Source organism: Serratia microhaemolytica (genome assembly GCF_004011885.1).
GTDB lineage: Bacteria > Pseudomonadota > Gammaproteobacteria > Enterobacterales > Enterobacteriaceae > Serratia_G > Serratia_G microhaemolytica.
In genome coordinates this window covers 1-20605 of sequence record NZ_SBEF01000041.1, presented here as the reverse complement: position 1 = coordinate 20605, position 20605 = coordinate 1, and the positions used below count along the sequence as shown (strand labels likewise).

General features: G+C 52.0%; 22 protein-coding genes. 18 read left to right on the top strand and 4 right to left on the bottom strand.

Features of this window, described 5'->3' with window-relative positions:
• Nucleotides 1-60 precede the first annotated feature (60 nt).
• Nucleotides 61-573: a fimbrial protein gene (locus tag EOJ37_RS12225; RefSeq protein ID WP_155522498.1), complete on the bottom strand. Its 513-nt coding sequence runs from the start codon at nt 571-573 to the stop codon at nt 61-63.
• 863 nt (nt 574-1436) lie between these two features.
• Between EOJ37_RS12225 and EOJ37_RS12220 the strand changes: the two genes are divergently transcribed.
• The 18 genes from EOJ37_RS12220 to EOJ37_RS12135 all read left to right on the top strand — a co-directional run bounded on the left by EOJ37_RS12220 (nt 1437) and on the right by EOJ37_RS12135 (nt 16691).
• A complete protein-coding gene (locus EOJ37_RS12220) occupies nt 1437-1823 on the top strand; it encodes a hypothetical protein (RefSeq protein ID WP_127960187.1) in 387 nt (128 codons plus the stop codon).
• A 136-nt stretch (nt 1824-1959) separates the two neighbouring features.
• Nucleotides 1960-3021, top strand: a complete 1062-nt coding sequence (locus EOJ37_RS12215; protein ID WP_127960186.1) for a class I SAM-dependent methyltransferase — start codon at nt 1960-1962, stop codon at nt 3019-3021.
• 93 nt (nt 3022-3114) lie between these two features.
• On the top strand, nt 3115-3837 hold the full coding sequence (locus EOJ37_RS12210) for a beta-ketoacyl synthase chain length factor (RefSeq protein WP_127960185.1): 723 nt from the start codon (nt 3115-3117) through the stop codon (nt 3835-3837).
• Nucleotides 3834-4601, top strand: coding sequence for a lysophospholipid acyltransferase family protein (locus EOJ37_RS12205; RefSeq protein ID WP_127960184.1), 768 nt, complete (start codon nt 3834-3836; stop codon nt 4599-4601). The genes EOJ37_RS12210 and EOJ37_RS12205 overlap by 4 nt, the downstream gene beginning before the upstream one ends.
• A gap of 22 nt (nt 4602-4623) precedes the next feature.
• Nucleotides 4624-4887, top strand: coding sequence for a phosphopantetheine-binding protein (locus EOJ37_RS12200; RefSeq protein ID WP_276318280.1), 264 nt, complete (start codon nt 4624-4626; stop codon nt 4885-4887).
• 6 nt (nt 4888-4893) lie between these two features.
• The gene (locus tag EOJ37_RS12195) at nt 4894-5145 is read left to right on the top strand and encodes an acyl carrier protein (RefSeq protein WP_127960183.1); all 252 of its coding nucleotides are present in this window, start codon (nt 4894-4896) and stop codon (nt 5143-5145) included.
• Nucleotides 5146-5151: 6 nt separating this feature from the next.
• Nucleotides 5152-5748, top strand: a complete 597-nt coding sequence (locus tag EOJ37_RS12190; protein ID WP_127960182.1) for a COG4648 family protein — start codon at nt 5152-5154, stop codon at nt 5746-5748.
• Complete coding sequence (locus tag EOJ37_RS12185) at nt 5745-7103, top strand: AMP-binding protein (protein ID WP_127960181.1); 1359 nt, start codon at nt 5745-5747, stop codon at nt 7101-7103. Before EOJ37_RS12190 ends, EOJ37_RS12185 begins: the two co-directional genes overlap by 4 nt.
• Complete coding sequence (locus EOJ37_RS12180) at nt 7090-7443, top strand: ApeI family dehydratase (protein ID WP_127960180.1); 354 nt, start codon at nt 7090-7092, stop codon at nt 7441-7443. Before EOJ37_RS12185 ends, EOJ37_RS12180 begins: the two co-directional genes overlap by 14 nt.
• Entirely contained in the window at nt 7434-9158 is a 1725-nt protein-coding gene (locus tag EOJ37_RS12175; protein WP_127960179.1) for a glycosyltransferase family 2 protein, read from the top strand. The genes EOJ37_RS12180 and EOJ37_RS12175 overlap by 10 nt, the downstream gene beginning before the upstream one ends.
• Before the next feature lie 3 nt (nt 9159-9161).
• The gene (locus tag EOJ37_RS12170) at nt 9162-9584 is read left to right on the top strand and encodes an acyl-CoA thioesterase (RefSeq protein ID WP_127960178.1); all 423 of its coding nucleotides are present in this window, start codon (nt 9162-9164) and stop codon (nt 9582-9584) included.
• A gap of 11 nt (nt 9585-9595) precedes the next feature.
• Nucleotides 9596-10201, top strand: a complete 606-nt coding sequence (locus EOJ37_RS12165; protein ID WP_127960195.1) for an outer membrane lipoprotein carrier protein LolA — start codon at nt 9596-9598, stop codon at nt 10199-10201.
• On the top strand, nt 10170-12494 hold the full coding sequence (locus EOJ37_RS12160) for an MMPL family transporter (RefSeq protein WP_127960177.1): 2325 nt from the start codon (nt 10170-10172) through the stop codon (nt 12492-12494). The genes EOJ37_RS12165 and EOJ37_RS12160 overlap by 32 nt, the downstream gene beginning before the upstream one ends.
• Entirely contained in the window at nt 12491-13075 is a 585-nt protein-coding gene (locus tag EOJ37_RS12155; RefSeq protein ID WP_127960176.1) for a DUF3261 domain-containing protein, read from the top strand. Before EOJ37_RS12160 ends, EOJ37_RS12155 begins: the two co-directional genes overlap by 4 nt.
• 1 nt (nt 13076) lies before the next feature.
• Complete coding sequence (locus EOJ37_RS12150; protein ID WP_127960175.1) at nt 13077-14246, top strand: beta-ketoacyl-[acyl-carrier-protein] synthase family protein; 1170 nt, start codon at nt 13077-13079, stop codon at nt 14244-14246.
• Nucleotides 14243-14737 carry a hotdog family protein gene (locus tag EOJ37_RS12145; RefSeq protein WP_127960174.1) on the top strand — a complete coding sequence of 165 codons (495 nt, stop codon included), beginning with the start codon at nt 14243-14245 and terminating at the stop codon, nt 14735-14737. Before EOJ37_RS12150 ends, EOJ37_RS12145 begins: the two co-directional genes overlap by 4 nt.
• Entirely contained in the window at nt 14734-15465 is a 732-nt protein-coding gene (locus tag EOJ37_RS12140) for a 3-ketoacyl-ACP reductase FabG2 (protein WP_127960173.1), read from the top strand. The genes EOJ37_RS12145 and EOJ37_RS12140 overlap by 4 nt, the downstream gene beginning before the upstream one ends.
• The gene (locus tag EOJ37_RS12135; RefSeq protein WP_127960172.1) at nt 15462-16691 is read left to right on the top strand and encodes a beta-ketoacyl-ACP synthase; all 1230 of its coding nucleotides are present in this window, start codon (nt 15462-15464) and stop codon (nt 16689-16691) included. The genes EOJ37_RS12140 and EOJ37_RS12135 overlap by 4 nt, the downstream gene beginning before the upstream one ends.
• A 435-nt stretch (nt 16692-17126) precedes the next feature.
• Here EOJ37_RS12135 and EOJ37_RS12130 read toward each other — a convergent pair whose 3' ends face one another.
• The 3 genes from EOJ37_RS12130 to EOJ37_RS14870 all read right to left on the bottom strand — a co-directional run.
• Nucleotides 17127-17912 carry a TSUP family transporter gene (locus EOJ37_RS12130; protein ID WP_240651711.1) on the bottom strand — a complete coding sequence of 262 codons (786 nt, stop codon included), beginning with the start codon at nt 17910-17912 and terminating at the stop codon, nt 17127-17129.
• Nucleotides 17913-17973: 61 nt separating this feature from the next.
• On the bottom strand, nt 17974-19083 hold the full coding sequence (locus EOJ37_RS12125) for a Fe(II)-2OG oxygenase family protein (RefSeq protein WP_206194057.1): 1110 nt from the start codon (nt 19081-19083) through the stop codon (nt 17974-17976).
• Between the two features lie 155 nt (nt 19084-19238).
• The coding region (locus EOJ37_RS14870) for a type VI secretion system Vgr family protein (RefSeq protein WP_127960171.1) at nt 19239-20605 on the bottom strand (1367 nt) is incomplete at its 5' end.

Below are 20605 nucleotides of genomic sequence, written 5' to 3'. Positions count from 1 at the left end.
CCGTCACGGTAAAGGATAGAAACGCCGGAATACTCCGGCGTTGGCGAGGTATTGGCTCAATTAAAGAACAAGGTAGGCCACAGTCACTGGCGCTGAATACGCTCCAGCCAGTGGTGGGTTATCTGTCGTCGCCATACCTACGCTGAAGGTATAGGTGTTAGGGCCAGCAATGGTGGTGTTGATGGTAACACCGCCATCTACAGGCACCTGAGCTGAAGTACTGTCTTGGATCATAAAGCCAACAGTGTCAGCGGTGCTGGTAGTAAAGATGTTAGCGTCGGTTGAGGCTGCTGTGCCGAGGATCAGCAGGTCACCGGTCTCATCAGCAGAACAGTTTTCCAGCACAACTTCTAGCGGTACCGCACCGTTCTGAGTGCTAGGTACAAAGCTTACTGCGGTGTAAACACCGACATCCAAAGTGGCACTACCATTGTTGGCTACCACGTCACAAGTGGTATCGGTAATGACACCTTGCAGTAATACGTCCTGAGAAGGCGCTGCATTAGCTGTAAAGCTGATGCCTGCGGCAGCGGCGAATATGGCTGCGGTGATGACGTTGGTTTTTAGTGACATATGAAATACTCCTAATTGCATGAATAAAACTAATCAATAACAAGAGTCGGATAAGTTAAGGAAATCACTTTTTCAAACAAAGCTAGGGGTGTTACAGCGTTCTAAATCAAAATAAGGCAAAAAAACGGAGTTAAAAACTAAAAAAACAAAAACAACCCCTAGATTCCATAAAAAAGAATTACCAGCAAGACTTTTTTGTGAACCGTATAGGTTAATCTTGCTTATATATGTTTAGTGGTGAATCGAAAGACTGTCAAACCAGCGTCTCTAAATTATCGGTGTACTGCCGCGCGACTGACGCTAGCGAGAAAAGGGCAACCGACTAACCTATTGCGCCTTTGATGAATTTAGTACTGCGATAGCCCGCGATGCACGGAGTGAAATTTCTGGTACTGCCGGACAGCAGATCGCGTTGTTGTCCTCTCCAGCGGATTGCTTCCCACAGCGTCTAGCACAGGCAAACGGATTACCGTTTAGCCAAACAGCGCACTGCGTCAATCGGGATGAGTGATGAAGTCAAGTAAAAATCTTTTAGCTTTAGTGTATTGCCAATAGATTGCCAACATTGATAGCATTGGCGCGCTTTGGCTTGGCCGGTGAAATCGGGTGGTTAGCCATCAGGTTAGCCGCAACTCACAGGTCGCAATGCAGGTAAAAAAGAAGCTGTCTGATAACCCCTTCGTTACTGAATGGCCGTATTCAGTGGTCATCGGTGGTGCTTACTGCTCATCTGCTATTGATCAGTTACACAGTGAATCGATCACACAATTCATCGATCACACAACGGCAATGGATCTCAGAGAGCGTTAGACAATAAAAAAATGGGCAATTCCCGTTTTATCATTTACATCAGTGGAGACTGTATGAAAAAGATTGTGAAATTGTGTGCGGTATTGGTAGTGGCTGCAGGGCTGGCAGGGTGTGCACGTACTGCACCGATTGAGAATATCAAGACCCCAGTAAGTACCGGGCACACTTCAGAACAAGTGAAACAAGCCATCTTTTCTGCCGGAGCAAGATACAAATGGGTGATGACCGAAACTAAACCGGGCGTGATCCACGGTCGCCAGCAGACCCGCGCTCACAGCGTTGACGTGACCATTCCTTACTCAGCGACTGGATATGCAATTACTTATGACAACAGCTTCAACTTACGTGCTGCCAATGGTAAGATCCACAAGAACTACAATCGCTGGGTACGCAATCTGAACAAAGAGATCCAGCTTAAACTGCCAGCCTCATCTATCTAATTGGTTTATTTGGATAGTTCGCTAAAATCACAGATGAGTGGTCAAGCGAAATAGCAGTTTTAATCACTTAAAAATAGAAAATTCGGGTCGAAAGCGACCCGATTATTGTTTTTGTTAAAACCAGGGTAAATTGATCATGTATCAACAGGACTCACTGAGTGCGCTGGAAGCGATCACGCAGGCACAGCGTATCGCCTTTGCTCCGATGCTATTCCAAACAGCGCTCTGCTTGCGTAACAACGGTGTGCTGGCCTACCTTGATAGTTGTGGTACCGCCGGTGCAACACTCCCTAGCATTACTGAAAATAGCGCACTTGATGAGTATGCCGTGAGCGTCCTGTTGGATATGGGCTTGAGTGGTGGCATTGTCGTCTATCGTGATCAGCATTATTACCTGACTAAAGTCGGCCATTTTCTACTGCATGACGCCATGACGCGCGTGAATATGGATTTCACCCACGACGTCTGCTACCAAGGACTATTCTTTCTTGACGAAGCGCTGAAAACTGCCAAGCCAGCCGGCTTGAAGGTGTTTAGCGATGCCAGCACCATCTACCCGGTGCTATCACAACTGCCAGCAGCGGCTCGCGCGAGCTGGTTCGCCTTTGACCATTTCTATTCAGATGCCGCCTTTAATGCGGCGCTTCCCCATGTCTTCGCCAGCCAACCAGCGCGCTTATATGACGTTGGTGGTAATACCGGCAAATGGGCAATCAAATGCTGCCAGTATGATCAGCAGATCAATGTCACCATTCTTGACTTACCGCAACAGATTGCACTGGCTGAGCAGAACATTGCCCAAGCCGGTTTATCTGCACGCATTGATTGCTATCCGGTCGATATGCTCAGTGATGCTGCGCTACCGGGTGAAGCCGATATCTGGTGGATGAGCCAGTTCCTTGACTGTTTTTCGCCAGAGCAAATTGTGGCGATGCTGCGCCGCGTCGCTCAGGTGATGAAACCGGCAGCACGACTGTGTGTGATGGAGCTGTTCTGGGATGCACAACGTTTTGAAGCTGCTGCCTTCAGCCTGAATGCGACCTCGCTTTACTTTACTTGCCTGGCTAACGGCAACAGCCGTTTTTACTCAGCAGAGAAGTTCTATCACTGCTTGGAACAGGCTGGCTTTCAGGTGGAAAGACGCGTTGACAACCTCGGCTTCGGCCACACTTTGCTGATCTGTAAAGCAACGGATTAGTCAACAATCGCATCAAACAGGGCAGTGCCTGATGTGCCAACACAGAGGCGATTGGCACATCAGCGCCAACGTATTTACCGTGGATATGCCGGAATGAAATTTGCATTAAACCTTATCGATTGGCAGGCCAGAGCGCCAGGCTTAAGTGATGCTGCCGAGTGGCAATCTTGGGCGAACCAGCGCGCTGCAATTGATCCGCAGGCCGCAATCGGCAAATTAAGCGAGCTACCGATGATGACGGCTCGCCGCTTAAGCTCAGGCAGCAAACTGGCGGTTGAGTGTGGCTTGTCGATATTGCGCCGTCATCAGGTTGACGCACTGCTCTACACCAGTCGCCACGGAGAGTTAGAGCGCAACTACCGCATTCTTCAGGCATTAGCAACCGGGCAAGCGGTATCGCCGACCGATTTCACCACATCGGTACACAATGCTGCGGTGGGCAACTTGACCATTGTCGCACAACAGGCGATCCCCGCCAGTTCCCTGTCGGCAGGCATCGACACCTTTCAGCAAGGACTGTGTGAAGTGGTCTGTCTGCTTAGCGCTGGCTATCAGCGGGTATTAATGGTCGATTTTGATGGTCACCTGCCAGAGTTCTACCACCCCAGCTTACCAGACGCCATGCCAACTTGGCCGTATGCACTGGCACTGCTGTTTGAACAGGGGGAGACACTTCACTGCCAGGCTGAGCATTGCAGTAGCGCGACAGAACCCGCGTTGGCACCAAGCTTGCAATTTTTGCAGCACTATCTGAGGGCAACGCCACAATTTACCCTTGCCGGTGAGCGGCATCACTGGCGGTGGCAACGCCGATGAGAGCGCTGTTATGTGCATTAAATCGCGCCTGGCGCCTGGTGATGACCTGGTGCTGTTTTGCCCTGTTCGGATTGGGTGGACTGCTGTTGTCACTGGTTGTTTTTAACCTCATGCTGGTGATGGTGCCCGATAGCAAACGGCGCAGTCGCCTAGCTCGGCGGATGATCTCGCTCAGCTTTCGGTTGTTTTTGGCGATCACAAAATTTCTGCGCCTGCTGGATTACCGCATTGAGGGCAAGCAACTGCTGCGTAGTGAACGCGGCTGCGTGGTCGTGGCGAATCACCCCACACTACTGGATTACGTACTGCTCGCCTCTGTGATGGCGGAAACCGACTGTCTGGTAAAAAGCACCCTGTTGAAAAACCCGTTTGTCAGTGGCGTGATCCGCGCCGCCGACTACCTGGTCAATAGTCAAGGCGAGACACTGCTGGCTGAAAGCGAAGCGCGTCTGGCACGAGGTGACACACTATTGATCTTCCCTGAAGGAACGCGTACCCGGCAGGGAGAAACAATCACACTGCAACGCGGTGCGGCCAATATCGCCGTGCGCTGCCGCAGTGATCTGCGCATTGTAGTGATCCGCTGTAGCGAACAACTGCTCACCAAACAGAGCAAGTGGTACAGCGTACCGCCCAGCAAACCGTTATTCACCATAACGGTACAGTCCCGGGTTTCGATTGACGATTTTCATCATAGCGAAACCCAACCAGCGACGGTGGCAGCAAGAGAACTCAATCGCTATTTATTACAACAGTTACAATGAATTGAACCATATTTGGGGCTTAATGATGCAAACGCTTCACCTTGAAATAAAACAACTGATTATCAACACCCTCAACCTTGACGACCTCAGCGTGGAAGATATTGACACCGATGCTGCCCTCTTTGGTGATGGCCTGGCACTCGACTCAATTGATGCACTGGAACTGGGATTAGCGATCAAAACGCAGTACGGCATCGTGCTATCGGCCGAGAGCGAAGAGACGCGCCAGCACTTCTATTCGGTAGCTACCTTGGCTGCTTTTATCGAATCACAACGTGCTGGGTAAGTTGCCATGAGCGAACAAAAAGTTATTTTTCAGGAAGTTGCCGCACTGTTGAACAAACTGTTTGAGATCGACATCGAGCAGATTACACCGGAAAGCCGCCTGTATGAAGATCTCGGATTAGACAGCATTGACGCTGTTGATATGGTGGTACATCTGCAGAAAAAAACCGGCAAAAAAATCAAACCGGAAGAGTTCAAAGCGGTGCGCACGGTACAAGACGTGATCGACGCAGTAGAACAACTGTTACGTAATGCGTAATACGTCATGTCAGGTTCTGTTACCGCACTCAACATTATCAAGCTGGTCAGTGGCGTGGTCACCGGCGCACTGGTACTCACCTGGCCGCTACTGGTCTGGCTCGGGTTGCGTTATAACGCACTGAACTGGTTACTGCCGCTGATGATGCTGCTACTGCTGTTACGTTGCTGGTTACTACGGCAAAACCGAGGGCCAATGCGCCTAATGATGCAATCCGTTGCATTGATTGGCATGGTGCTCTGTAGCGCCAGCGCCTGGCTTGGTTCGCATCAACTGCTGCTTTACTACCCGGTAGTGGTGAACCTAGTGATGCTGACGCTGTTTGCTGGTTCACTATTCAGTGCGATGCCGATAGTAGAACGCTTGGCTCGCCTGCGTGAGCCGGAGCTACCCCCCGAAGGGGTACGCTATACCCGGCGCGTCACTCAAGTGTGGTGCCTGTTTTTTATGGTCAATGCAACGATCGCTTTTAGTACCGCGTGGTATGGCGATGTGCAGTTATGGACGGCGTGGAACGGCATGATTGCCTATCTACTGATTGGCCTGCTGATGGCAGGCGAGTGGTCGGTACGCCGCCGAATGATTAAACGGAAAGTATCATGAATCAGCCTGTTGCAATGGCACAGTGGCTCAGCTACGCACGGCCAGATGAAACACCGATCGCCTGGCTGGGCGAACATACCTGGACACTAGGGCAACTGCGCTACGACGTTGCCACACTACTTAACTATCTACAGCAGCAACCGGCACAGCGCTGGGCACTCTGTTTTGAAGATAGCTACCTGTTTATCGTGGCACTGCTGGCCACACTCCATGCGCACAAAACACCCGTGATCCCGGGTCACCATCGGGTGGCACTGCTGAAAGAGCAAAGTGAACTGTTTGAAGGGGTGCTATCGGATAAAAACCTGTCATGGCAGGGGCCTTATCAACAGGTCAACTCGGCGAAACGGCAGCTACAGCAACCGGTCACCTTTGCTGCTTTTGCTGCCAATGCCAGCGTAGAGTTATTTACCTCCGGCAGCACCGGCACAGCGAAACAGGTTATTAAGAGCATTGCCGTGCTGGACAGAGAATCGGCAATGCTGGCGCAACGTTTTGCCACCCGGCTAGCGGGGTGCCGAGTAGTCGCCTCGGTAATGCCACAACATCTATATGGCTTGACCTTCCGCATCTGTCTGCCAATGGCACTAGGCCTGCCACTGCATAGCGCGATGCTCTACTATGCCGAACAGTTAGTGGCTCTGGAGCCACAACAGCGCTACCTGTTTATCAGCAGCCCGGCATTTTTGAAACGGCTCGATCACCAACTCAATCCACCGAACGTAGCGATGATCTTATCTGCTGGCAGTATGCTGAACTGGTCGACAGTAACCGACTGTCAACGCTGGTTCGGTATCTGGCCGGACGAAATCTACGGCAGCACGGAAACTGGCATTCTGGCCTGGCGCCAGCGGCAGCACGATGATACCGCCTGGCACCCATTCCCAGAAGTGCGTTTTATTGCTGCTGAACAGGGTGTTACGGTCGCTTCGCCCCTGATTGCTGCCACCGAGCCGCTACCACTGGATGATCTGCTTCAGTTTGCCGCCGACGGCAGCTTCCGGCTGCTCGGTCGCCGTGGGCGGGTGGTAAAAATAGAAGAGAAACGCATTTCACTCAATGAAGTCGAGCAGCGGTTGTTGGCGTTGCCCGGCATTCGTGAAGCAGCGGCAGTACCGTTACAGCGCAATGGTCGCCAAGGTATCGGCGCGTTACTGGTGCTTGATAGCGCGTTATATCAACAATGGTCGCAGCAAAACAAAGTGCAAGAACTGGCTTGGCGCAGCGCACTGCAACCCTGGCTAGAACCGGTGGCGATCCCGCGTTATTGGCGAGTGCTGAACGAGATCCCGGTCAACAGCATGAACAAACGGGTTGATGCACAGCTACAGGAGTTGTTTGATGAAACCAAATAATGTCACGCATCAACAAATCACGCCCAACCAGTACCAATTACAGTTTGTACTTGAACCAGAACTGTTCTGGTTCCGTGGCCACTTTGCCATCCAACCATTGCTGCCAGGAGTGGCTCAGCTCGATTGGGTGATGCACTACGCTGGTCAGTTACTGGCACCGGGCTTCCGTTTTCATAGCATCCAGAGTGTCAAATTTCAGGCACCGCTGTTGCCCAATGACCAGATCAACTTAACGCTGATTTGGCAGCCAGCTCGCGAGCTGCTCAGCTTTAACTATCAACGTCATCAAGGCACGGTTCAGCAGACCGCCAGCAGTGGGAAGATCCGCCTATGTCGTTAACCTTCTCACCCTGCGTGGTGATCCCCTGCTACAACCACGGCGCGACAATGGCGCAGGTACTGGATCGCATCGCACCGTTTCAACTGCCATGCATCATTGTTGATGACGGCAGTAATCCAGACACGCAGCAGAAACTCAGCGCACTGGCAGCAGAACGTAGCAACTGCACGCTGATCCGCCTAGCGCAAAATGGTGGCAAAGGTGCTGCCGTGACGCGCGGCTTACAGCAAGCGGCAGAGGCTGGCTTCAGCCATGCACTACAGCTTGATGCGGATGGCCAACATGCCATCGAGGATATACCGGCGCTACTGGCGCTGGCAGAGCAACATCCGCAGGCACTGATCTCAGGCCAGCCAGTTTATGATGCATCGATGCCACGCTCACGCCGCTACGCGCGCTGGATCACCCATTTCTGGGTCTGGATTGAGACGCTCTCATTGCAGATCAAAGATAGCATGTGCGGTTTTCGCGTTTACCCACTGCAACCGACACTGCACCTGTTGCAGCGCGTCAAACTCGGCCAGCGCATGGATTTCGATATTGAAGTGATGGTGCGCCTCTATTGGCAGGGCACTGAGAGTTACTTTGTACCGACAGCAGTCACCTATCCAGAAGATGGCATCTCCCATTTCCATGCTCTGAAGGATAACCTGCGCCTGTCACTGATGCATACCCGGCTATTTTTTGGCATGTTGCCACGGTTGCCGAAATTACTGCTGCGCCATATTGCGCCACAGTGGCAACCACGACCTGAGCACTGGGCGAAACAGCGTGAAGTAAAAGGATTGTGGGGGATGCGCATCATGCTGGCAGTTTGGCGCTTGCTTGGGCGAGGCACCTTCTCGCTGTTGCTCAGGCCAGTGGTTGCCGGCTATTGGTTAACCTCTAAACGTGGGCGCATTGCCTCACAGCACTGGATCAACACAGTACGTCACTATTGCGCTGAGCGGCAGTTGCCAACGCCACAGCCATTCAACAGCTACCGCCACTTTCTGCGTTTTGGCGACGCAATGCTGGATAAAGTGGCCAGTTGGCGTGGTGAATTGCAGTTGAACCGCGACGTCTTTTTTGCGCCTGGCGCACGCGAAGCGTTCACCACCTACCAGCCACAGGGCAAACTGCTGCTGGTCTCTCATCTGGGGGACGTTGAAGTGTGCCGAGCCTTAGCGCGGCACGAAGGGGTAAAAACCATCAATGCGCTGGTGTTCACGCAAAACGCTTTGCGCTTTAAGCAGGTGATGCAAGAGATGGCGCCACAAGCGGGACTGAATCTGATCCCAGTGAGTGACATCGGCCCAGAAACCGCGATGTTACTGAAACAGAAACTCGACAGTGGCGAGTGGGTGGCGATTGTTGGCGACCGCATTGCGGTCAATCAACAGCGTGGTGGCGACTGGCGGGTGATCTGGAGTTCATTTCTCGGCAAACCTGCGCCATTTCCTCAGGGGCCATTTATTCTGGCCGCGATACTGCGTTGCCCGGTGCTGCTGCTGTTTGCGCTGAAACAGCAGGGCAGATTACAGATCTACTGCGAACCGTTTGCTGATCCACTGCAACTGCCTCGCGCTGATCGCCAGGGCGCGTTGCAACAGGTGGTCGATCGCTACGCAGCGCGACTGCAACATCACGCGCTGCTGTCACCACTGGACTGGTTCAACTTTTTTGATTTTTGGCAACTGCCGAACAGCCACGAACAGCGCGACGAGAAGGAGTAACCGGTGTTAACCGATCCACGTTTTACTATTGAAGTTGAACTGACGGTGCCATTTCACGATGTCGATATGATGGGCGTGGTTTGGCACGGCAACTACTTCCGTTATTTCGAAATTGCCCGCGAGGCACTACTGAACCAGTTTGATTATGGCTACCGCCAGATGAAGCAATCGGGCTACCTCTGGCCGGTGGTCGACAGCCAGGTCAAATACCGTGGTGTGCTGCGTTTTGAACAACGTATCCGGGTACGGGCAGAGCTGAAAGAGTATCAAAACCGCCTGCGCATTGATTACCAGATTTTTGATCTTGCCAGCGGTACACGCACCACGACGGCTTACACCATCCAAGTAGCGGTAGAAGAAAAAAGTCAGGAGCTCTGTTTTGTCAGCCCAGCAATCCTGTTTCAATGCCTCGGAGTAACACCATGAGAAATCAGCGCATCAAGCTCTGGTCACTGCTACTGTTGCTATTCACCCCGTGGGTGAAAGCGGTGACGCTGGATCAACTGCAACAACGTTTTAGTGCGCAACCGGTCACCCGTGCTCATTTTCACCAAACCCGCACCATCAAAGATCTGCCGATGCCGCTGCGTTCGCAAGGTGAGATGGTGATTGCACGTGAGCACGGTTTGTTATGGCAGCAAACTGCACCGTTCCCAATGCGCATGGTGCTCACCGACACGCACATGGTGCAAGCGGTGAACAATCAGCCAGCGCAAGTGGTGACAGCAGAAAATAACCCGCAGATGTTTCAGTTCAATCACCTGCTACGCGCGCTGTTTCAGGCTGATCGCCAGGTATTGGCGCAAAATTTTCACATCGACTTCCGTGATCTCGGGGCAGGGCGCTGGTCACTGCACCTGCAACCATTAACCACACCGCTGGATAAAATCTTTGCCAGCATCGAACTGGCTGGAGAGCGCTACTTGGAAACCATCCAGCTCTATGACAAACAGGGAGATCGCACCGACATAGTGCTGTCTGAACATCGACTGACACCGACACAGCTCACCCATGATGAACGCCAACGTTTTGCCACCCGCTAATGCTCGCCGTTTGGCGATCGCCTGGGGCCTTGTCTGCCTGCTACTGCTAGCGCTGCTATTGGCACTGCTGCCAAAAGCCAACATTAACAGCAGCGTGCTGGCGATGCTACCGCAGCAGACACTTGGCCAGATGCCTACAGCGTTAAACGACGGTTTTACCCAACGGCTGGATCGACAAATGGTCTGGCTAGTCAGCTCAGGCAAAACAGCGGATGCCGCAGTCGCACACTACTGGTTTGAACAGCTTAAGCAACTGCCCGCACTTGGTGAGATCCACGGCCCGCTAGATGAACAGCGCCAGCAGCAGTGGGCGACTTTTTTCTGGCAGCACCGTAACGGGCTGATTGATAGTGAAACACGCGCTCGGTTAGCCAATGGCGGTGATGCTCAAGCACAGTGGTTGCTGGCACAGCTCTACTCGACTTTCTCGGGCGTCAGTGGCCAAGAGCTACAGAAAGATCCAATGATGTTAATGCGCGGCGCACAACTGGCACTGGCACAGAATAGCCAGCGCCTAACGCTGATGCAGCAGTGGCTGGTAACACAAGATGCACAGGGCAACTACTGGTATTTTCTGCATGGTGAGCTGGCCAATAATGCCTTTGATATGCAGCAGAACCGCCAACTGGTGCAGCAGCTACAGGCGATGGAACAGCAACTGCGCCACAACTATCCAGCAGCACAACTGCTGTCGCGCGGCACACTGTTTTACAGTGACTACGCCAGTGAACAGGCGAAAGCTGATATCTCTCGCTTAGGCATTGCCACGCTGTTTGGTGTGCTGCTGCTGATTGTGATCACCTTTCGATCAGTGCGTCCGTTACTGCTGTGCCTGGTCTCAATCGCAGTCGGTGCGCTGACGGGTACTGTCGTCACGCTGCTGATATTTGGTGAGTTGCACCTGATGACGCTGGTGATGAGCATGAGCATCATCGGTATCTCTGCCGACTACACCTTTTATTATCTCACCGAACGCATGGTGCATGGTGAACAGCAAACTGCCTGGCAGAGCCTGCTGAAGGTACGCAGCGCATTGCTGTTGGCTCTCGCCACGACGGTTGCCGCCTACCTGCTGATGTTGCTAGCACCTTTTCCGGCGATCCGCCAGATGGCGATTTTTGCGGCAACGGGATTGAGCGCAGCCTGTTTCACGGTACTGTTCTGGTATCCGTGGCTGTGTCGCGGGTTACCGGTACGTCCAGTGCCGCTGATGGGGATCATGTTGCGCTGGCTCGCTGCCTGGCGGCGTGATCGCCGCGTGGCTAGCGGGCTGGTAACGCTATTGACGCTGTTTTCACTGTTTGGACTGTTACAACTGCGCGTTGATGATGACATCTCCCAACTACAGGCACTGCCTAGCGCGATCCAGACACAAGAGAAAACCATCGCTGCACTCACTGGGCAGAGCAACCAACAGAAGTGGTTTGTCATTTACGGTGATAACGCACAGCAAGCGTTACAGCGAATGGAAGCATTCGAAGCCAAATTACAGCAAGCGAAACAGCAGCAGTTAATCACTGGCTATCGCCTGCTGCCACTCAACTCACTGGCACGCCAGCAGCAGGATCTGCAACTGTTACAGCAGGCGGCACCGGCGGTATTGCAGGTATTAACCGCAGCAGGGTTGAGTACGATAACCCCTGATGTTGCCGCGATGCCGGTATCGGCTGAAGCCTGGCTGGCCAGCCCACTCAGTGAAGGTTGGCGTCTGATGTGGTTAACCCTGGCTGATGGCACCACCGGCCTGCTAATACCGGTGGATGGTGTGACACAGAGCGCCGCACTGAAGGCACTGGCTCAGCAGCAACCCGGGGTAGCGTGGGTTGATCGCAAACAGAGTTTTGATGCACTGTTTGCACTCTATCGCTGGGTGTTGACCGGCCTGCTGCTGGTCGCGCTGTTGGTGATCGCTACCAGCGCACTACTGCGACTTGGTTGGCGCAAAGGCAGCCTCAGTCTGTTGCCCTCGTTGCTGTCACTGAGCTGTGGTTTGGCAGCCTTGTCGCTGTCTGGACAGCCAGTGAATCTATTCTCGCTGCTAGCACTGGTGCTGGTGTTGGGGATTGGCATCAATTACACACTGTTTTTTAGCAACCCCAACGGCACGCCGCTCACCTCGCTATTGGCGATCAGCTTGGCGATGATCAGCACATTATTAACCCTTGGCATGTTGATCTTCAGTAGCACACAGGCGATCAGCAGTTTTGCCCTGGTATTGGTCAGCGGCATTTTCACTGCCTGGCTACTTTCGCCACTCACCATGCCAGAGAAAAAAAGAGAACATAGAAAATGATCAAACCACAACGCTGGCAGTGGCTGGCGCTGATTAGCCTGTTGCTGCTTAATGGCTGCCAGCAGCGCAGCCATGATGATCGCGCACGCCCGACAGCATGGCTACAGCCGGGGGTGCGCGTTAATTTACCGCCGCCCGCGATCTCACCTGCATTGAATGTACAACAACTGCTGACTGGCAGCGTAAACGGCAATGCCCAGTCACTGGTGGTGCTGCTGACCGCCGATGAAAATCAGGTCAAGCTGGTTGGGCTGTCATCGGTGGGTATTCGGCTGTTTCTGATCCGTTATGATCAGCAAGGACTGCACAGTGAGCAGTCAATAGTGCTACCGCAATTACCGTCAGCCAGTCAGGTATTGGCCGATGTGATGCTGAGCCACTGGCCGCTTAGTGCTTGGCAAGCACAGTTACCGCGTGGCTGGAGCCTGGCTGACGTGGGCGATAAACGTGAACTGCGTAATGCGGCCGGTAAATTGGTGACCGAGATCCACTATCAACAGCGTAATGGCCTGCGTGAACCGATCAGCCTGCAACAGCATGTGTTCAATTACCATATCACCATTCAACACTTAGGTGACTGAGATGATTTATATTTCAGCTTTCGGCATGGTCAATGCGCTCGGCAATGATTTAGCACAGATCGCCACTAACCTAGTACGCGGCGTTGCGCCCGGAATGCGTGCCCGAGCAGACTGGTTAATCGGCCATCCCGAAGCAGTGCTCGCTGGGGTGGAAGGTGAACTGCCGGCGATCCCGGATAACATGGCAGCCTATCGTAGCCGCAACAATCAACTGCTACTGGCAGCACTGGCACAAATTCAGCCACAGATTGAGCAGGCAATTGCACGCTATGGGCGCGACCGGATCGCCGTGGTGCTGGGCACCAGCACGTCTGGCCTCGATGAGGGTGATCGTCACGTCAGCCTGACGTTATCCGGTCAAGCCAGCCCACAGTGGCGTTACTCTCAGCAAGAGTTGGGTGACCCGGCGCGTTTTATCAGCCACTGGCTGGCACTGAATGGCCCGGCATTTACCCTCTCGACCGCCTGCTCCTCTAGCGCCCGAGCGATCATCAGTGGTCGCCGACTGATCGAAGCTGGGCTGGCTGACATTGCCATTGTCGGTGGTGCTGACAGCCTAAGCCGTATGCCGATCAATGGGTTCCACAGTTTAGAGTCGCTCTCGGTACGCTTATGCCAGCCATTTAGCGCCGATCGCGCCGGGATCACCATCGGTGAGGCGGCGGGATTAATGATGCTGACCGCAGAGCCGCAGCCGTTAGCACTGCTGGGCGTTGGTGAATCCAGTGATGCTTGGCACATCTCTGCACCTCATCCTGAAGGCACAGGGGCAATCAGTGCCATTCAGCAGGCGCTACAGCAAGCACAATTACAGCCGAGCGACGTCGGTTATATCAATCTGCATGGTACGGCGACACAGCTCAATGATCAGGTTGAAGCCAAAGTGGTACACCAACTGTTTGCTGACCGAGTGCCGTGTAGCTCAACCAAACATCTCACTGGCCACACGTTAGGAGCAGCCGGCATTACCGAAGCCGCACTCAGTGCCCTGATCCTGAGCCAGCAACTACCGCTACCGGCTCAGGATTTCAGCCACTCAGCGCTGGATGCCACACTGCCTGCCTGCGGCATTTTACAACAGCCACAACAGCTTGAGAGACCAGTGATTTTATCCAACTCTTTTGCCTTTGGTGGCAACAACACCAGTATCTTGATTGGGAACTGCCAATGAACCACAGCCAGCCAAGCGAACACTATCTTGAGCCAGCCGCCTATTTACCACATGATGCGCCGATGTTGTTGTTGGAGCAGGTGATTAGCGTGAATGCGCAGCGTGCCCATTGCCGCGTGACGGTCAATACACAGGGGGTATTGGCACCATTTGTTGATCCGCAGGGTGAACTGCCAGGCTGGTATGCACTGGAGTTAATGGCGCAAACTGTCGGTGTCTGGTCAGGTTGGCATCGTCTGCAGAATCAACAACAACAAAGTAGTTTGGGGATGGTGCTGGGGGCGCGTGAACTGACCTGTGCCAGCGGTAAATTCGCCCATCTGGCGCAGCTAGAGATAGAAGTCGAACTGTTGATGCAAGATGGTCGCTTTGGCAGTTTTGAGTGCCAGATCAGTATAGATCAGCAGCCAGTGGCAACTGGGCGCATCAATACCTTTCAGCCACACCCAGAAGAGTTAGCGTCACTATTAAATCAGGGAAATATTGCATGAGTCGTTCAGTATTAGTGACCGGTGCCAGTAAAGGTATCGGTGCGGCTATTGCCCGTCGCTTAGCCGCAGATGGATTTATTGTTGGGGTACACTATCACCGTGATGAAGCCGGTGCCAAAGCGACACTGGCCAGCATACAACAGGCCGGTGGAGAAGGGCGTTTACTCAGCTTTGACGTCGCAGACCGCCAGCAGAGTCGTGAGGTTCTTGAACAGCAGATAGCATTACATGGTGCTTGGTATGGCATTGTCAGCAACGCCGGTATTGCGCGTGATGCAGCATTCCCGGCACTGAGTGAACAAGATTGGGATTCGGTGATCCACACCAATCTCGACAGCTTTTACCACGTGATCCACCCTTGCATGATGCCGATGATCGCGGCACGTCAGGGCGGGCGTATCATCACGCTCTCCTCGGTTTCTGGCCTGATGGGGAACCGTGGACAGGTGAATTACAGTGCCGCTAAAGCAGGCATTATTGGTGCAACCAAAGCGCTGGCAATTGAATTGGCCAAACGTCAAATCACGGTTAACTGCATTGCCCCCGGCTTGATTGATACCGCGATGATTGAAATGGAAGAAGCCGCACGCAAAGAGACATTAGCGATGATCCCGATGAAGCGCATCGGGCAGGCAGAAGAGGTGGCGGGTTTAGCCAGTTACCTGATGTCGGACATCGCCGGTTATGTCACCCGCCAAGTGATCTCGATCAATGGAGGCATGTTATGACCAGACGTGTGGTGATCACAGGCATGGGCGGAGTGACCGCATTCGGCGAAAACTGGCAGTCTGTGTCACAAGGCCTGCTTAGCTATCAGAATGCTGTACGCCAAATGCCAGAGTGGCAAATTTACGACGGCCTGCATACCTTGCTAGCAGCACCGATCGATGATTTCAGTTTACCGGAACACTATACCCGCAAACGTATTCGCGCCATGGGGCGAGTATCGCTGTTCTCAACCCGTGCGACCGAATTGGCACTCGAGCAAGCCGGACTACTGGGTGAAGCGGTGCTCACCAATGGCGAAACTGGCATTGCCTACGGCTCATCGACCGGCAGCACAGGGCCAGTGAGTGAATTTGCCACCATGTTGACTGAGAAGCACACCAACAATATTACTGGCACCACTTACGTACAGATGATGCCACACACCACCGCAGTAAATACCGGACTGTTTTTCGGTTTGCGTGGCCGAGTGATCCCGACCTCCAGTGCCTGCACCTCTGGCAGCCAAGCGATTGGCTATGCCTGGGAGGCGATCCGACATGGTTATCAGACGGTGATGGTAGCAGGTGGTGCAGAGGAGTTGTGCCCATCGGAAGCGGCGGTATTTGATACGCTATTTGCCACTAGCCAACGCAATGATGCTCCGAAAACCACCCCATCACCGTTTGATCAGCAGCGTGATGGTTTGGTGATCGGCGAGGGTGCCGGTAGTTTGATCCTGGAAGAGTATCAACATGCTAAAGCGCGTGGTGCCACGATCTACGGTGAAATTGTCGGCTTTGCCACTAACTGCGATGCGGCGCACATCACCCAGCCTCAGCGCGAAACGATGCAAATCTGTATGCAGCAAGCACTGGAGAGTGCTGGCTTAACACCGGCACAGATTGGTTATATTTCAGCGCACGGCACAGCCACTGATCGTGGAGATATTGCTGAAAGCCAGGCAACCGCCGCGATTTACGCGGACAGCGTGCCAATCTCTTCACTGAAAAGTTACTTCGGTCATACGCTGGGAGCTTGTGGCGCATTGGAAGCATGGATGAGTTTACAGATGATGCGTGAAGGCTGGTTTGCGCCCACCATCAACCTGAAGCAACCCGATCCGCAATGTGGCGCACTGGATTACATCGTCGGGCAGGCACGCAAGATTGATTGTGAATATTTGCAAAGTAACAATTTTGCCTTTGGCGGTATCAATACTTCGTTAATTATCAAACGGTGTGATTAAGCACCGCCTGTACTGGTTAGTAGCCTACTAGCACCCAGCAACCTAGTTTGATTTGGCTATTCAGCAACCAGACGCTAATCCTGCTGGTTGTTATTTCAGGCACTGACAGATGTTTCCATGCTGGGCATGATAAAATAGATTAATAATTACATTAGGTTGAGAAGACTGAATGTGTACATTAGAATACATTGATTCGGCTACATAGGCAGGGCAACCGCATGAATGCATGAACTTTAACCAATGCAGTCGGTGTGTAGTCATAGGTGACCTGTCTAGAACCAGATTTGTGCGTTTAATGCTCTACATTGGTCTTTTTTCCATGCAATTATTGGTCAATAAACATTCGTGATCTTGCCCTGGCTACATAGGTACCTTAAATGGGGTCTCTGTTGGATTAGGATCAGAGCTGCGGTTCTGATCCTATGAGGACTACCACTAACCGAACACAAATTGTCTCAGCGGGTTATTTGGATTCCACAACAACTTTATCGCCATGAGGCAGCAAATTGTTATCAGTAACGGTCTGATCAAACGAGCTCCAAACCGCACAGCGCATCGTGCACCAAGCTGAGCGCCAATGAAAGCACCAATCGCCATAGTCAAGGCAATTGGTAGCACAATTGCACCATTGGTCATAAAAATCATCAATGCACCAATGTTACTTGATGCATTAGCTAGCTTGGTATAAGACATGGCACGAAGCAGATCCAGCCCTAAAAGAATGACGAAAGACACCATAAAGAACGAACCAACACCTGGGCCAAATACGCCGTCATAGAATCCTATTACGGGTGCAACCAATGTTGAAAATGTCAGTGCTGAGACCTTCGCTTTAGTTTCCTGATTGCCCAATTTGGGTGAGAATAGGAAGTAAAAAGCAGTGATGATCAACAGCACAGGAACACAGGCTTCCAGTGTTGATTTCGACAAAAGGCTTACCGATAAAGCACCAACTCCCCCACCTATGAAGGCCATCAATGCAATAGGCCAACCAGACCGCCATTCGATTAAACGCTTACGAGCAAAAGCAGCAGTAGCAGAAACAGTGGCTGATGCAGCTTGTAGCTTGTTGGTAGCAATCGCTGAAACGGGATCTAGCCCCGACAGAAGTAATGCAGGTAGAGTGATTAAACCACCACCACCTGCAATAGCATCAAAAAATCCTGCGAGCATTGCTATGAAACCTAGTATTAATAGTGTCTCCGATTCAATTCCAATCAATGCATTCTCCTTTTTAAGATGGAAATGTTTTCACAGTCGAATGGCAATCTGTGTGTGTTAATTAACCTTGAACGATGAGTGGATCGTCTGAAAGAACGATGGGCTGTGCATTTTCAGAATAACCAAATAAACGCACGAGTAGCCGGCGGTTATCTTTAATCACGTCGCGGCAATGTAAAGCGGTAGTGTTATTTATTACCACAGCGTTGTTTGGTTGTAGTGAAACACCAACGATATCACTTAGGGCTATTTCTTGCTTCAAAAGTTCGAATGCGATCTCGGCAGAAACAGGTGCATCCTCACATAAAGAAAAACGATAGGAGTTATATCTTAATGCAAAATTTCCGTTGTTATCGAATTCCAGAATTGAAACTCCGTCGGCTCCTTCTCCTTTTCCTGACACAAAGGAATCACTGCGACTGAATTTGAATACTTTTAAGGTAAGTGCTAGACAGCCTTCTTTTCCAATATTTTCAATTACCTGAATCATTGGAATGATTGAGGTTGGCTCATTCAAAGGATTCCAACGAGCACTTAAGATAAGAGCGGATGGTGCCGGAGAGTGATTGTCTACTGCTCTTATGGCACAATGATAAGGTGCCTCGGTGTGCGCACCAAGTGCAAGCCCTGAATGCGAGCTAAGTTCAACATTCTCTATTTCAGATTCATTTTCAATCTTGGTTTCCCCCCCCCCTTTAAAATTTCCAACTAGTCGTGTGATTTGACCATTATTATCTATGTCATAGGCGAATGCTTGATGCCCAACGAGATGCAATAAAATTTGGTTACGGGAAGCCAGTCGTAGGCAATCGAATTCCTTTTCAAGATCCGAAAGCGCTGGTAAAGCTTGTGGAATAGTGTCGTCCTTTATCCCTATCATTCCTTCGAAAATCACTAGAGGCAATCTGCCTGTAGCAAAGCCACGGGCAATTTCTAGTTGCTCATTATTGAAGGTGGCTGTGATTTCTTTCGCACAACATTTTGCTGTCAGTTGAGCCCCAGGCATTTGTGGTCCACCAAGTCGTGCAATATCAATAGCTGCTATCTCTAGGATGTCGGATTGATGTTCATCAAATACTAGCCGAGTGATATTGGAGTGTTTACTTTTTTGTGAAGTACTACATTTGGGTCTATTTTGAAATTCAACAACCATGTCGTTAACATATGACATACTTTTTGCTCACTTTTTTTACAAAGAAGAAACAATTATACATATATTTTTTCTTTTTGCAAAAAACATTATCTTGCTTTTCTGGTTATAAATAGAGCATTTTTGCTGGTTTGTAATAGCACATCAATGTGAGTTCGCCGTGCTATTACCGATGTTTACGGAGTAATACCCTGTTTTTGCATTCTGTCTAATGAATGTCCAGAAAATGTACGATCATTAATGGTTGTCGGCTTATTCGTGCCATCAATAATATTGATTGGTTTACCTTGATGCCCTGTTGGTGCTCTTGCCGAAACCTCCTCACTGGCCTGATTAATCAACTTCGACGCCCCGGCGACATTGCCTTTTTTCAGTGCTTGTTTTGCTGCTTTCAGCGCTTTGCCAGCAGCGTCGCCGACGACTGGGATCACGCCGATGGCGGCGGCGAGAAAATCGAGTGTGTCTTCCGCTTCGGCAAAACCTTTAATATCACCGACCACTGGGACAAAATCGGTCAAGGTTGAGAGCTGGCCGATTAACTCTTTCGAACTCGGATCTTGGTAATCAGCGTGATAGGCGTTTAGCGCTTCGCCGCCCAACTGTTCGGCGATAGTGGCAAAGGTCTCTGGGTTTTGGTGATACAGCGCTCCGGCGGCCAGTAATCGCCCCACCGCTGCGCTGTTGAGTGTGCTCAGTGCCGGTTCAGTGCGGTTGTGCTCGCCGTCCGTTGTGGTGTTTGCCGTGGCGGCCGCTTCCGGTGTGATATTGGCGCCGGTTTCGACCGTTAATGGCTGGCCAATCAACGCATTTTTTATCCATTGGCTGGCTTCGGCAAGCTGCTGTTCATCGTTGAGATCGAGCGCTTGGCTGGCGGTGATCTGGCCGTTGTGTGTGGCATAGAGGTTGAAGTTTTTGCCGTGTAGGCTGATACGCCCATCGGCGTGCAGTTCCAGTGCCGATGCGCCGCTCTCCAGCCGAATGCCACGCGCCGAGGCCAGTTCCAGCACTTGTTGTACCGTGCGTTGCTGTTGGCCGTTGATCTCGGTGTGTTGATCACCCTGAACCGTCAGGGTGTGGTTGCCGTGCGCGGTGAAATGATAATGTTGGCCAATTTCAATTTGCTGATTTTGTTGCACCGTTTCGATGTGGTTAGCGCCGACTTCGGTGACGCGGTTGTTCAGCACTTGGGTGGTCATGTCGCGCTGGGCACGCAGGAACAGGCCTTCCCTGCCTTTGGCATCTTCAAAGCGCAGTTCGTTGTAGCCTTCGCCTTTGTGGGTTTTGCTGCGCAATACCATCTGGGTTTTTGCCATCGGCAGTTTTAACGCGGCGCGGTTGACCGCGTGGTAGGTGCGGCCAGTGACCATCGGTTGATCCGGGTCGCCGTGCAGGAAGTGGATCACCACTTCCTGACCGACGCGCGGGATGGCGATCATGCCCCAGCCTTGTCCTGCCCACGGTTGGCTGACGCGGATCCAGCATGAGCTGTGGTCGTCGTTGTTGCCGTAGCGATCCCAACGGAACTGCACGCGGATGCGGCCAT

Bases quoted from the DNA above. Each gene is read 5' to 3' on its own strand.
- EOJ37_RS12225 (WP_155522498.1), bottom strand. From the start codon at position 573: ATGTCACTAAAAACCAACGTCATCACCGCAGCCATATTCGCCGCTGCC.
- EOJ37_RS12220 (WP_127960187.1), top strand. From the start codon at position 1,437: ATGAAAAAGATTGTGAAATTGTGTGCGGTATTGGTAGTGGCTGCAGGG.
- EOJ37_RS12215 (WP_127960186.1), top strand. From the start codon at position 1,960: ATGTATCAACAGGACTCACTGAGTGCGCTGGAAGCGATCACGCAGGCA.
- EOJ37_RS12210 (WP_127960185.1), top strand. From the start codon at position 3,115: ATGAAATTTGCATTAAACCTTATCGATTGGCAGGCCAGAGCGCCAGGC.
- EOJ37_RS12205 (WP_127960184.1), top strand. From the start codon at position 3,834: ATGAGAGCGCTGTTATGTGCATTAAATCGCGCCTGGCGCCTGGTGATG.
- EOJ37_RS12200 (WP_276318280.1), top strand. From the start codon at position 4,624: ATGATGCAAACGCTTCACCTTGAAATAAAACAACTGATTATCAACACC.
- EOJ37_RS12195 (WP_127960183.1), top strand. From the start codon at position 4,894: ATGAGCGAACAAAAAGTTATTTTTCAGGAAGTTGCCGCACTGTTGAAC.
- EOJ37_RS12190 (WP_127960182.1), top strand. From the start codon at position 5,152: ATGTCAGGTTCTGTTACCGCACTCAACATTATCAAGCTGGTCAGTGGC.
- EOJ37_RS12185 (WP_127960181.1), top strand. From the start codon at position 5,745: ATGAATCAGCCTGTTGCAATGGCACAGTGGCTCAGCTACGCACGGCCA.
- EOJ37_RS12180 (WP_127960180.1), top strand. From the start codon at position 7,090: ATGAAACCAAATAATGTCACGCATCAACAAATCACGCCCAACCAGTAC.
- EOJ37_RS12175 (WP_127960179.1), top strand. From the start codon at position 7,434: ATGTCGTTAACCTTCTCACCCTGCGTGGTGATCCCCTGCTACAACCAC.
- EOJ37_RS12160 (WP_127960177.1), top strand. From the start codon at position 10,170: ATGATGAACGCCAACGTTTTGCCACCCGCTAATGCTCGCCGTTTGGCG.
- EOJ37_RS12155 (WP_127960176.1), top strand. From the start codon at position 12,491: ATGATCAAACCACAACGCTGGCAGTGGCTGGCGCTGATTAGCCTGTTG.
- EOJ37_RS12150 (WP_127960175.1), top strand. From the start codon at position 13,077: ATGATTTATATTTCAGCTTTCGGCATGGTCAATGCGCTCGGCAATGAT.
- EOJ37_RS12145 (WP_127960174.1), top strand. From the start codon at position 14,243: ATGAACCACAGCCAGCCAAGCGAACACTATCTTGAGCCAGCCGCCTAT.
- EOJ37_RS12140 (WP_127960173.1), top strand. From the start codon at position 14,734: ATGAGTCGTTCAGTATTAGTGACCGGTGCCAGTAAAGGTATCGGTGCG.
- EOJ37_RS12135 (WP_127960172.1), top strand. From the start codon at position 15,462: ATGACCAGACGTGTGGTGATCACAGGCATGGGCGGAGTGACCGCATTC.
- EOJ37_RS12125 (WP_206194057.1), bottom strand. From the start codon at position 19,083: ATGTCATATGTTAACGACATGGTTGTTGAATTTCAAAATAGACCCAAA.